Genomic DNA, 12227 nt, shown 5'->3' on the forward strand with positions numbered 1-12227 from the left:
TGCGCCTAGGAGTCTGTCTCGCCGGCTGTTTCACGTGGAACAGGCGGGAGTCTGGCCGGGCGGTGCGCCGCTGCTGTTTCACGTGGAACACGCCCGACCCGGCCAAGCCGCCCACCGATGCCACGGAATCCGCAGTTCGCCGCAGATCGATGCATGCCGCCGCCTTCGTCGCGCACACTGCGCCTCACAGGAACACAACACCCTGAAGGAGCTCGTCTTGAAACCTGTCCTCTCCCCGCTCGCCCTGGCGCTCTGTGCCGCCCTCAGCTTGAGCGCCCTGCCTGCAGTACACGCCCAGACCGCGCCGGGCAGCGCGGGCAAGCAAGTCATCACCAGCGCCGAGCAACTGCCGCGTCGCACGGTCAAGCTCGACAAGCTGCCCAGCTACTACCTGACCGCACCGAAAGCCGAAGTCCTGGTCCTGGCCGCCAACCTGGAGGCCAATGCCAAGGCAGACCTCGACAAGTTCGACATCAAGGACGCCGCCACCCTGCGCGCCTACTACAGCACCCTGCTGAGCCTGGCCCAGTTCCGCGGCGACTGGGCCGCCCTGCCCCCGCTGGTCGAGAAGCTGCGCGCCCTGCAGGACAAGCCGGGTCCGCGCGCGACCACGGGCGTGATGGCCGGCATCCTGGCCGACCGCGCTGCCGGCAATCGCGACGCGGCCTGGGTGCAGGCCGAAGTGGCGCGCCGCTACGGCGCCCTGAACTGGCAGGACGTGGCCGACAGCGTGCGCGGCTTCAAGGGCCAGCTTGAGCTGCTGAACCCGGCGCTGGTGAAGGGCAGCTTCGAGCAGCAGGTCGATGTCATGGCGCGCAACATGAACTTGGATGTGCCCGAAGGCGTGATCGGCGCCATCGTCGGTGCCCGCCTGCAGGAAGAACAGATCGTTCCGATCCGCGCCGCTGTCATTGCCGGCCTCCAGTCGGTGATCGACCGCAACACCCAGGTGGCCGCCAAGCTGGACCTCTGGACGCCGCGCACCTTCGCCATCCCGGCCAACGCCAAGGCCAAGGAAGTCGGTGTGGCCATCTGGGACTCGGGCGTGGACCTGAGCCTGTTCAAGACCCTGCCCGGCCGCGGCGTCGCGTTTGACGAATTCTCCCGCCCGAGCAAGGCCCTGCTGCGCCCCCTCGGCGAGGCCGAGCCTCGCTGGCCGCAGCTCAAGCAGCTGGTCAAGGGCAGCATGGACCTGCGCGCCGCGCTGGATACCGAAGACGCCCGCAAGCTCAAGCAGACCGTGGCCGGCCTGAAGGCCGAGCAATCCAAGAGCTTCCAGGAAGACATGGCACTGGTCAGCCTCTACACGCATGGCACCCACGTGGCGGGCATTGCGGTGGACGGCAATCCGTTTGCTCGGGTCTTTGCCGCCAGCATGCTCTGGAGCGTGAAGTCCGAGCCGCTCAAGCCCAGCGAGGAGCAGTCACGCCGCACCGCCCAAGCCTACACGGATGCAGTGGCGGCCTTCAAGGCCAATGGCGTGCGCGTGGTCAACATGAGCTGGCGCTATGGCGCCAGCGTGTATGAGGGCGCGCTGGCCTGGCACAACATCGGCAAGGATGCCGAGGAACGCAAGCAGATTGCCCGCAAGCTCTTCGCCATCGAGCGGGACGCCCTGCGCGCCGCCATCGCATCTGCGCCGGACATCCTGTTCGTGGCCGGCTCCGGCAACGAGGACAACAGCGCCGACTTTGCCGAGTACATCCCGGCCGGCTTTGAGCTGCCCAACCTGATCACGGTCGGCGCCGTGGACAAGGCCGGCGAGGAGACCAGCTTCTCCACCTTCGGCAAGACAGTGGTAGTGCACGCCAACGGCTTCGAGGTGGACAGCTTCCTGCCCGGCGGCGATCGCGTGAAGTTCAGCGGCACCAGCATGGCCAGCCCGCAGGTGGCCAACCTGGCCGCCAAGCTGATCGCGCTCAAACCGGAGCTGACGGTGGCGCAGGTCAAGGACGCCATCCTCAAGGGCGCCGAGCGGCGCGGCAAGGTCAATCTGGTGAACCCGCGCCGCAGCGCGGAGTTGGTGGGCATCAAGCTGTAAGTGCTCGTTGGGGCGGGCACACGCCCGCCTCATGATGCATGCGCCCAAAAGCTTTCGGGCCGGGGTCTCCCCCGGCCCGAAGCCCATGTTTCACGTGAAACAGCGCCGCGCGCGGTCTCAGACCCCTAGCGCATGGCCTGCATCGTGGCGAGACCGATCAGCAGCACGCCAAACAGCATGACGGCGTAGACGTACCAGGGCGTGCCCTTGGGCTTGCGTTTCTTGCGCACCGGCACAGACTGCGTGCGGGAGGCTGCTGGCGGCAGGGGCTTGGGAATCGCGCCGGTCGTGGCGAAGGCACCCACCGTGGTGGGGCCGACGGTTTCCAGCGGATCCCGGTCGTGGCTCTTGGCCTCGACGACTTCGACATTCGGATCACCCTCGGCAATCAGGCGTGCGGCCTGGGTGCGGATGGTCTCCTGCTGCTTGGCCACATCGATGACCTGCGTGGCGGCCGGCGTCAGTTCGGTGCTCGCGGCCGCCGCACCCTGCGCCTTGGCGGCCATGAGCGCGTTGAGCTGCTCCTGCGCCGGCGTCATGGGCAGGGTGGTCTGCCGGACCATCTTGTCGAACTGGCCGGGCGGGATGGTGGTGGGGCCTTCGTTGCCCTCGGTCGGCGCGCGGATGATGGTGATCGGGTCGTCCGCGGTCTGCTGCAGGAACTGCTGGCGGATGTCGTCGTCGATCTCCACCGCGGGCACATCGGCGGTGGGCGACATGATGCGCTCGCTGATCAGGCCGAGCTCACCGAGGCGACGGATCGCCATGAACACGCGCGGCATCGACAGGCTGGGCATCTTCTCGATGAGCGCGGCCACGTCGGCCCGGCCATCGATCATCAGCAGCACCACACGCTCGCTCTGGGTCAGCCGGTTGGACTTGTTGTAGATCTCCGAGATGCCCGCATCGGTGCGCTCCAACAAGGTATCGAACTGCATGGAAGGCCTTCCTTACCCTTTGTGCCGCGCCCGGTCTGCGTCGGGCGTCTTTGCTTTGCTAACAACTTCTTCGTCATAGCACGCCCGGCCGCGGGCCGTCGCGATGCTGTGCAGATTGGTCAACAATTGTGCACGGATTCCGCCCTGCCGGCCACAGAAAATCGCCCCGGCGTGGCACGCGCACCGCGCCCGCAAGTCAGAGAATGTGAACTCACTCGCGCGGCGCGGGCCAGGTGCGCTGCCACTCAGCGCAGGTAGGCGTCCCAGGTGGTGCGCAGGATCAGCGCGCCCACCACGAAGATGAACATCCAGCGCACGAAGCCGCTGCCCTTGGCGATCGCCATGCGGCTGCCAAATTGCGAGCCCGTCAGGTTGCACACCGCCATCATCAGACCCAGCAACCAGAACACATGGCCGCCGGGCAGAAACAGGGCCAGCGCGCCGAGGTTGCAGGCCACGTTGATCACCTTGGCCGAGGCGGACGCACGCAGGAAGTCATAGCCCAGCACCCGCACAAAGGCGAAGACCAGAAAACTGCCCGTGCCGGGGCCGAAGAAGCCGTCGTAGGCGCCAAGCACCGCACCCAGCACGATGGCCCAGATGATCTGCGCGCGCTCGCTGTGGCGCGGCGCGTGCGTGCTGCCCAGATCGTGCTTCAGGAGCGTGTAGATCCAGACCGCGCCCAGCACCCAGGGCAGCAGCTTGCGCAAAAACTCGCTGGGCAGCACGGTCACACCCCAGGCGCCCACGAAGCTGAAGACCAGCGCCGCCGCTGCGCCCGCCAGCGCCGGGCGCCAGGCCATCGGCACGCTTCGCGCATAGCGCAGCGCGGCCCAGGCCGTGCCCCAGATACCCGCCAGCTTGTTGGTACCAAACAGCGTGGCCGCCGGCGCATTGGGCAGCACCGAGAACAGCGCCGGCACCTGCACCAGCCCGCCGCCGCCTACCACCGCGTCGATGAAGCCCGCCCCGAAGGCCGCCACCGCCAGCAGTGCGATCTGCCACAGCTCCAAATTGCCCAATGCCCCACCCTGCCCGCGTTTGCCTGTCGGCGTTCTTGTTGTCGGCGTTCTTGCCGTCGGCGCACGTGGCCGCAGCCGCGAGTCTGGCGGATCGGCAGCGATTGCGCTCATGCCGATTCTGCATTCAGCCGCGCCCGCATCCGACCGGCGCGCGCGGCAAGCCAGCCACTGCACGGCGTGCATCCTCGGCGTGAGATGCAGCGCCTGAAACCAAGCCCCAAAACGGCCGGAGATCCGCACATCACATGCGGAAACCGGCCTACAGAGATCTTCAATTCGAAGTAAAAAAGCGCGGCTGAATCACCGCGCTTTTCAATGAATCATTGAAGACGAACCGCGCGCCTCAGTCATCAAATAGCGCCAGCGCCACGGAATGGTCGGCATTGAGGGGCTGGAAGGCGCGGATGCGGGTCTTGGCGGTGAACTCGGACGGCAGGCGCGTGCCGGTCAGGGCGTTGCGCACGGCCTCCAGGCGCTCCAGCGACAGCGACGGGCTGGCGATCACGGCGTAGACCGGAATCACGTCGGTCTTGAAGAAGACCTGCGCGCCGGCGGCAGCCAGGGCCTTGATGGTGTTTTCATCGCGCGTGGCGACCACGTCGGTGAAGCCGTTCTGGATGAAGTAGGGCAGCGCATCGGCATCCTTGGCATCGCGCAGCTCGCGCACCTGGCGCACCACGCCGCGGCTCTTGAGCACGTTGCTGGTCACGTCCAGATTGAAGGTGCCGCTGGTAGCCACGCGCAGACCCTTGAGATCACTCGGGCTCTTGATGTTCACGCCCTTGCGCGCGGCCATCTGCACGATGTTGCCGCTGGTGTCCGAGGACAGCGCGACGATGCGCCAGCCATGCTCGTTCTGCGCGCGCCAGGCATCGCTGGTGAGGAGCAAGAGCAGATCGACCTTGCCGCTCTCGATCACGCCCTTGGCATTGGTCGGCGACACCGTGCTCACATTGACGGGACTGCCCAGCCGGCGCGACAGCGCATCCGTGACGGGTGCAAAGTTCTCGGCCACACCCACCAACCCGGCGGTGTCGCCCACGGTGTAGACGATGGCCATGGTGGTGCGCTGCTGCGCCTGCGCGGCGCCAACGAGAGCAGCAAAAAGAAATGCGCCCAGCACGGCCGTGCGGGCAAGGAGGGAGGCAGCCATGTCGGGCGCGGCTTTTCGTTGTTGGACGAACAGCATTCTGCCGCAACCGAACTGGCGACCGGCTTTCAACCGCCTCGATTGTTGCTTTGTTTTCACGCCCCTTTGCGGGATGCGCCTCCAGTGGCCCTGAGGCCGCTGCCCGCTCAGGGCACGCGGCGCAGCTTCAGCAGCTTGCCTTGGAAGTCCTTGAGGGCCGCATCTTTCTTGCCGGGGTCGCTGTAGTAGATGCCGAGAATGCGCAACTCGGTGTGCTGCGAACCGCGCAGATAGTGCACGGTCGGGCTGGTCAGGTCGCCCTGACCTTCCTGCAGCATCGCACCGTCAGGGTCACCCGCCACGGGCTTGAGCCTGCCCGCCATGGGCTTGAACGCGTCCTTGGCCTGCACGGGAGTGCCATAAACGATGCTGTTCACCATCAGTGTGTAGTTCTTGCTCTCGTAGCGGCAGCCTCTCGACACGGAACCCGCACCGAAGGGCGTCTCCCTGCCGACCTTGCCCTCTTCAAACTTGGTACCCAGCGCCGCACCCACCTCGGCGGCAGTGAACGGGCAGGCATTCGATTTGCCCTGGGCCCAGGCCAGCGGCGCACTGCCCAGTGCGGCGGCCAGACCCAGTGTCATCCATGTCTTGATCATGCTGCGCTCTCCCTGATCGAACGCCGCGCAGCTCGCGCGGCGGCCGAAAGCGTGCGCGCCGCGCGGCCACCGGGCAATACCCCGTGGCCGCGACTCCGCGCGAACGCGCAATCAGGTAAACACGGCCCGGCCGGCGCGCTCAGTCGAACAGGCTCAGCGCCACCGCGTGATCCGCCGACACGGCCGTGAAGGCGCGGATGCGCGTGCGGCCCTGGAAGTCCCCGCCGAAGCGTTGGCCGATCACGGCCTTGCGCAGGCGCTCCAGCCGCTCCTGCGGCAGCTTGGGGTTGGCAATCAGCGCGTAGACGGGGATCTTGTCGGTCTTGAAGAAACTGGCGGCGCCGGCCTTCTCCAGGGCCGCAGCCACATCGGGCTCGCGCGTGGCCGCCACATCGGCAAAACCGTTCTGCAGGAAGTACGCAAGCGCCTGCGGGTCGCGCGTCTCGCGCAGCTCGGCCACCTGCTTCTCGATGCCGTTCTGGCGCAATAGCGCGCCCAGCACGTCGCGCGCAAAGCTGCCGTTCACGGCGATCTTGCGGCCCTTCAGATCGGCCGGCGACTTCATGGCGAGACCCTTGCGCGCATGCAGGCTGACCATATTGCCCGCGGTGTCGTCCGACAGCGCAATCACGCGCCAGCCGGAATCGTTCTGCGCACGCCAGGCATCGCTGGTCAACACCAGCATCACATCGCAGCGGCCGGCGGCGATCGTGCCGGCGATCTGCGTGGGCGGAATCGCCAGCACCTCCAGCCCGGCCTTCTCGCCCAGCAGCTGCACCACGGGCGCAAAGTCCTCGCGCGCATCGAGCATGCTGGCCGTGTCACCCAGGCCACTGGACAGACCCACCACGGTGCGCGTACCGCCTTGCGCTGCCGCGCCGCCGCTCCACAGCACAGGCAGGCTCATCAGCATCAGACGGTGCAGGGTCGCGCGGCGAGAGCGGGATCGAAGGTCGAGCGGGGGCAACATCGACAGCATGCAGGGCTCCAATTGAATGAGCGGTTCGGGGGCGCGATCAGCTTAGCCCGCAGCCTCGGCACGCGGCGCGGCTGTCGCCGCAGCAGCAACGCCCGCCTCGACGTTTGATGGACCCGGCGCGCCTACTTGCCGATGCAGAAGCGCGAGAAGATCACGCCCAGCAGATCGTCCGCCGTGAACTCGCCGGTGATCTCGGAGAGCGCCTCCTGCGCCAGGCGCAGCTCCTCGGCAAAAAGATCGAGCACGCGGTCGCTTTGCGCGGCGTGTTGCGCAGCCACGTTCAGGTGCTCGCGCGCCAGACGCAGGGCCTGCAGGTGGCGTTCGCGGGCGATGAAGCGGCCCTCGCCCGCGCCGCCCTGCCAGCCGGCCACGGCCAGCAGCTCCCGGCGCAGGGCATCGATGCCGGCGCCAGTCTTGGCACTGAGGTACAGACGCTCGCCCTCCGCATGCGCCTGGGCCGCGGGAGCAAGGTCGATCTTGTTGACCACCGTGCGCTGCGCCACGCCGGCCGGCAGGCGCGCTTCGATCTCCCTGGCCATGGGTGCATCGGCATGCTGCGCATCCACCAGATGCAGGATCACGTCCGCACTGCGCACGGCCTCCCAGGTGCGCTCGATGCCGATGCGCTCGACCTCGTCAGTCGCATCGCGCAGGCCGGCGGTGTCGATCACCACCAGCGGCACGCCATCGATCTGGATGGTTTCGCTGACGCGGTCGCGCGTGGTGCCGGCAATCGGCGTGACGATCGCCACCTCCGCGCCGGCCAGCGCATTGAGCAGCGAGCTCTTGCCCACGTTGGGTTCGCCCACCAGCACCACCTTCAGGCCCTCGCGCAGCAGGGCGCCCTGGCGCGCGCTGTTGAGTGTGGCTTCAAGCTGCGCACGGATCTCCGCCAGCTGGCCGCGCGCATTGGCCTTCTCCAGGAAGTCGATCTCCTCCTCCGGGAAGTCCAGCGTCGCCTCCACCAGCATGCGCAGGTGCGTGATGCGATCCATCAGCCCATGCACCTCGCGCGAGAACGCGCCGGACAGGGACGCTGCCGCACCGCGTGCCGCGGCCTCGGTGCTGGCCTCGATCAGATCGGCCACGCTCTCGGCCTGCGCCAGATCCAGCTTGCCGTTCTCGAAGGCTCGGCGCGTGAACTCCCCCGGCTGCGCCACCCGCAGGCCGATGCTGCTGCCTGCCTCCAGCACCCGCGCGAGCAGCAGCTGCATCACCACCGGCCCCCCATGGCCCTGCAGCTCCAGCACGTCTTCGCCCGTGTAGGAATGCGGCGCCGGAAACCACAGGGCAATGCCCTGATCAATCGGCGCGCCCGCCGCGTCCAGAAACGCACCGTAGCTGGCGTGGCGCGGCGCCAGCGTCTTGCCCAGCAAGGGCTGCATCAGCGGCGCCAGCAGCGCACCCCCCTTGCCGCCCGAGACGCGGACCACCCCAATGCCGCCGCGCCCGGGGGCGGTGGCAATGGCGGCAATCGGCGTGCTTTGGTGGGTCATTCAGAAGGGTTTTCCGCTTGTCCCATGCGGCTTTTCAGGCATTTTGCCTTGGAGAGGCGCATGGATGCTGGGTCTACGATTTGGGCTTCACGTAAAAACGCCCGCAATGTGCGGGCGTTCATTCTTGCGCTGTTTCTACCCCCCAGTGGGGGGTAAGGGGGGCGTAGATCAATCCCCGGAGGGATACAAGATGCGCGTCAGCGCATCTTGTATCCCTGCTTTTCGAGCTGCCGGTAGATCCACCACTGCTGCGCAATCGAGAGCACGTTGTTCACGATGTAGTACAGCACCAGGCCGCTGGGGAAGAACAGGAACATCACCGCAAACACGGCCTGCATGATCATCAGGATGCGCGCCTGCATCGGGTCCGGCGGCGTGGGGTTGAGCTTGAACTGGGCCCACATGGTCACGGCCAGCACGATGGGGAGGATGTACCAGGGGTCGGGCGTGGAGAGATCCTTGACCCAGAGCAGCCAGGGCGCGTGGCGCATTTCGACGCTGCCCAAGAGCACCCAGTACAGGGCCAGGAACACCGGGATGGTGATGAGGATCGGCAGGCAGCCGCCCAGGGGGTTGATCTTCTCGGTCTTGTAGAGCTCCATCATGGCCTGATTGAGCTTCATCTTGTCGTCGCCGTACTTCTCGCGCAGCGCCATCATGCGAGGCGTGACCTGCTTCATCTTGGCCATGCTCTTGTAGGCGGTGGCCATGGGGAAATAGAAGATCGCCTTGATGATGACGGTCAGGAAGATGATGGCCCAGCCCCAGTTGCCGAAGATGCCGTGCAGCCACAGCAGCAGGTAGTACATGGGCTTGGCGATCACGGTCAGCCAGCTGTAGTCCACCACCAGGTCCAGACCCGGGGCAACCTTCTTGAGCATCTGCTGGTCTTGCGGGCCGATCAGCAGCACGGCCTCGTGCTCGACCTTGCCGGCGGGTGCCACGCTGGGCAGATTGGCCAGATAGCCGATGCGATAGCCCAGCCCGTTGGGGTCCTTGTCGGCGTAGTAGTTGCGCTCCAGACCCTGCGGCGGCACCCAGGCAGAGACAAAGTAGTGCTGGATCATCGACACCCAGCCGTTGTTGCCACTCTTGCTGTGGCTGGCCTTGCCTTTGGCGATGTCCTCGAAGGGAATCTTCTGGAACTTGTCGGCCTCGGTGTACATCGCCGGACCGGTGAAGGTGTGGATGAAGTAGTCGTTGATGCCTGCTGACACCTTGTCGCCATGACGGCGCAGATGGCTGTAGACGGCGGGCACCACGGGCTCGGCGCGCAGGTTCTCGACCGTCAGGCGCTGCTTGATGCTGTAGCTGCCGGGCTCGAGCGTGTAGGTGCGCGTCAGGCGCAGCCCGCCTTGCTCGGCGGTCAGGCTCAGCACATTGGCCGGCGTGCCGGGCACCACGGTGAAGGCGCTCAGGTGCGTGGGCACTTCGCTGCCGGCCAGCAGCAGCCCGCTCTCAGCCACATAGGGCTTGCCCGGCTCGTTGGACAGCAGCACGAAGTTCTCCTTCAGACTGCGGTCGGCCTTGTGCTGCAGCAGCTCGGCGCGCTCCACCACACCGCCCTTGGTGTTGATGGACAGCTTGAGCACGTCGTTGGCGAGGGTCAGTACCTCGCCCTTGAACTCGGTGGCCGCAGGTGCGGCCGGGTTTGCCGCGCCCGGCGTGGCGGCGCTGGCCGTGCCCGTGACCGCCGGTTGCGACAGACCCACCCCTGGTGCCGCGGGCGGCGTGCCGGCCTTGCCCTGCTGAGTCTGGGTCTGCCCGGTCTGCGGCCCGAACATCGAGGGTTGGCCCGTGTGCTTGAGCCAGCCGTCCCAGAGGAAGATCAGGGAGAAACCGAAGATCGCCCACAGGATGAAACGCTGCGTATTCGAATTCATGAATGCGGTTTGGGGTTGGGTGATGCGGGGTTGGGTGATGCAGGTGAAGCAGCGGGGTCGGCCGCGGCTAGCGCGCCATCGCGCTCGGGGTGTCCGGTCAGTGCACTCGGGCTGGAAGTCGACGCGACGGTGCAGGCACAACGGGGCTTGAAGACCCGCCCGTCATCTGGAACCGGGTCCGGTCCGCCTTCGCACCAAGGGTTGCAGCGGGCAATTCGCCAAGCGGTCAGTAATGTACCCCGCGCCGCACCATGCTTCCTGACAGCCTCCATGCCGTAGGCCGAACAACTCGGGGTAAACCTGCAAGAGCGCCCGACAATCGGCGAACCGACATAGCGATACACGCGGATCAGCCCCAGCAGCAAGGCGGCGGGCAGATCCACCAGCCAGGCCGCGATCTGGCGCAGCCGGTGCGCAAGGTTCATGGCGCGGCTCCGCTGCTTGCGGCCGCTGCCGCGGGCGGGGTCAGCAACTCGGTGGCAGTGCTTGCGCCGCGCGCAAGGCTAACGGCGCGGCGCTGCACGTCAGCCCAGAGCTGCGTCAGCTCCTCGTGCAGCTGCGGTGCATGGGGGTTGAAACCGGCGCCGGTCAGGCGTACGAACACGTCGCAGGCCGGAGTAGTGGCCAGGCGCTCGATCTCGAAGTGATTGCGGACCAGCCGCTTGATCCGGTTGCGGTCCACCGCATGATTGAAATGCCGCTTGGCCACCACCAGCCCGAGGCGATGGCGCAGCAACGCGCCTGAGGTGGCCGTCAGCGACGGCGTGCGAACCTGCACCAGCACCTGGAAGTGCGCACTGCGCAGCCGCACGCCGGCAGGCGGCGGGCTAGCACCGCTCGACGCAGCCGGCTTGCGCATGAAGGCCGCCGCAAAAGCAGCGGACTCATGCAGGCGGCGGGACTTCAGGCGACCCATCGTGCGGCTTCGGCGAGGAGACTTTGGGGTGCAGCAGGCATGGGCGGCAAGGTGCTCGGTGGCCGATCAGGCTGTTGCCGGTCCGATTCAAGCGGACCGGAAACAAAAAAGCGGCCGCTCGGGCCGCTCTTTGTACGTCTGCATCCGCTGCCGGGGGGCGGATCCGACAGGCGCTGCCTGTGTCGGACTGAACCCTGACGCAGCCTCGCCAGATCCGGTGCGACGCCGCTTGCGCAGCGTCAACACAGCATCAAGCCACGGCCAGGCGCTTGCGGCCCTTGGCGCGGCGTGCGTTCAGGACAGCGCGGCCGCCCTTGGTCTTCATGCGGGCACGGAAACCGTGGGTGCGCTTGCGGCGGATGACGGAGGGTTGGAAGGTGCGTTTCATGGTCGCTCTCAGTATTCGAAGCAGTGATTTCGTGTTGGCTGCGTGCTTGTCTGCGAGGCCCCGCGCTGGGAGCCGGCAGTGCGTCCGTTCAACCTGCACCCTGAGGTGCCGGCGCGGCATGCTGCAGCCCTTGGCCCGACCTATTGCTTCAAAGCGTCCGTCTTGGTGGCCGGGAGCCGCCTGCGCTGCAACCCGTCCAGCAAGCCAAGCCCATCAGGGCAACTCAGCCGGCGTGTTCCCTGATGGTGCGTACGCTCGGCATCTGCAAAGCGCCCGAAGAATCAGGAAAAGCCCATGATTAGAGCCCAGAAAAGCCTTATCTGTCAACGAGTTATGCCGCGGCTTCCTCGGGGCTGCTAGAGCCCGGCCTCGGGCCCGCCTGGGCGCAAGCCGCCGTGGCGGACGCTCGGCCGGCCCGTTTGCGCCAAAAAAGTGAACTGCCGCCGCTGTGCGCAGCGCCGTGAAGGCGAGCAATTACTCACCAAAATGCGAGGCGTGCAGCGCAGGTCGAAAGTCCGCAAACGCCTGTCGTAAACCCTAGGACAAACGGCCATATGCAGGTGTACGCTGTGGATAACCGCCTCAAGAGGGCGTTTGGCAGCACTAATCAACATCACAATATGAATAAGTACACACGAGGTTGGGAGACCTCAGACCGCGCAGCCGCATCGGGCGCTGTGGTCTGCGACGAGGCCGCGGTGGCGCGCAAGTTGACTTGTACGCATCATTCAGTTCAGTCCTTCATCGAATCCCCCCGGCCGGACGCCTGCTGATCC

General features: G+C 66.6%; 12 protein-coding genes. 1 reads left to right on the forward strand and 11 read right to left on the reverse strand.

Annotation, left to right across the window (positions count from 1 at the left end):
* The first annotated feature begins 217 nt into the window (after nucleotides 1-217).
* Complete coding sequence (locus ACMDW7_RS17305) at nucleotides 218-2041, forward strand: S8 family serine peptidase (RefSeq protein ID WP_377304690.1); 1824 nt, start codon at nucleotides 218-220, stop codon at nucleotides 2039-2041.
* Between the two features lie 125 nt (nucleotides 2042-2166).
* Here ACMDW7_RS17305 and ACMDW7_RS17310 read toward each other — a convergent pair whose 3' ends face one another.
* The 11 genes from ACMDW7_RS17310 to rpmH all read right to left on the reverse strand — a co-directional run bounded on the left by ACMDW7_RS17310 (nucleotide 2167) and on the right by rpmH (nucleotide 11451).
* A complete protein-coding gene (locus ACMDW7_RS17310; RefSeq protein ID WP_377304691.1) occupies nucleotides 2167-2979 on the reverse strand; it encodes a hypothetical protein in 813 nt (270 codons plus the stop codon).
* A gap of 245 nt (nucleotides 2980-3224) precedes the next feature.
* Nucleotides 3225-3986 carry a TSUP family transporter gene (locus ACMDW7_RS17315; protein WP_377305058.1) on the reverse strand — a complete coding sequence of 254 codons (762 nt, stop codon included), beginning with the start codon at nucleotides 3984-3986 and terminating at the stop codon, nucleotides 3225-3227.
* 358 nt (nucleotides 3987-4344) lie between these two features.
* On the reverse strand, nucleotides 4345-5154 hold the full coding sequence (locus ACMDW7_RS17320) for a phosphate/phosphite/phosphonate ABC transporter substrate-binding protein (RefSeq protein WP_377304693.1): 810 nt from the start codon (nucleotides 5152-5154) through the stop codon (nucleotides 4345-4347).
* Between the two features lie 143 nt (nucleotides 5155-5297).
* Nucleotides 5298-5789, reverse strand: coding sequence for a hypothetical protein (locus ACMDW7_RS17325; RefSeq protein ID WP_377304695.1), 492 nt, complete (start codon nucleotides 5787-5789; stop codon nucleotides 5298-5300).
* Nucleotides 5790-5928: 139 nt separating this feature from the next.
* Nucleotides 5929-6768 carry a phosphate/phosphite/phosphonate ABC transporter substrate-binding protein gene (locus ACMDW7_RS17330; RefSeq protein WP_377304697.1) on the reverse strand — a complete coding sequence of 280 codons (840 nt, stop codon included), beginning with the start codon at nucleotides 6766-6768 and terminating at the stop codon, nucleotides 5929-5931.
* Between the two features lie 122 nt (nucleotides 6769-6890).
* Nucleotides 6891-8264: a tRNA uridine-5-carboxymethylaminomethyl(34) synthesis GTPase MnmE gene (gene mnmE / locus ACMDW7_RS17335; RefSeq protein WP_377304699.1), complete on the reverse strand. Its 1374-nt coding sequence runs from the start codon at nucleotides 8262-8264 to the stop codon at nucleotides 6891-6893.
* On the reverse strand, nucleotides 8261-8386 hold the full coding sequence (locus ACMDW7_RS17340) for a hypothetical protein (protein WP_377304700.1): 126 nt from the start codon (nucleotides 8384-8386) through the stop codon (nucleotides 8261-8263). The genes mnmE and ACMDW7_RS17340 overlap by 4 nt, the downstream gene beginning before the upstream one ends.
* Nucleotides 8387-8461: 75 nt before the next feature.
* The gene (yidC, locus tag ACMDW7_RS17345) at nucleotides 8462-10147 is read right to left on the reverse strand and encodes a membrane protein insertase YidC (RefSeq protein WP_377304702.1); all 1686 of its coding nucleotides are present in this window, start codon (nucleotides 10145-10147) and stop codon (nucleotides 8462-8464) included.
* A complete protein-coding gene (yidD, locus tag ACMDW7_RS17350; RefSeq protein WP_377304704.1) occupies nucleotides 10144-10572 on the reverse strand; it encodes a membrane protein insertion efficiency factor YidD in 429 nt (142 codons plus the stop codon). Before yidD ends, yidC begins: the two co-directional genes overlap by 4 nt.
* Nucleotides 10569-11063 carry a ribonuclease P protein component gene (locus ACMDW7_RS17355; protein ID WP_377304706.1) on the reverse strand — a complete coding sequence of 165 codons (495 nt, stop codon included), beginning with the start codon at nucleotides 11061-11063 and terminating at the stop codon, nucleotides 10569-10571. Before ACMDW7_RS17355 ends, yidD begins: the two co-directional genes overlap by 4 nt.
* A 250-nt stretch (nucleotides 11064-11313) precedes the next feature.
* Nucleotides 11314-11451: a 50S ribosomal protein L34 gene (gene rpmH, locus ACMDW7_RS17360; protein ID WP_054124524.1), complete on the reverse strand. Its 138-nt coding sequence runs from the start codon at nucleotides 11449-11451 to the stop codon at nucleotides 11314-11316.
* Between the last annotated feature and the right edge of the window lie 776 nt (nucleotides 11452-12227).

The sequence above is a fragment of the Piscinibacterium candidicorallinum genome (assembly GCF_047549485.1).
Taxonomy (GTDB): domain Bacteria; phylum Pseudomonadota; class Gammaproteobacteria; order Burkholderiales; family Burkholderiaceae_C; genus Piscinibacterium; species Piscinibacterium candidicorallinum.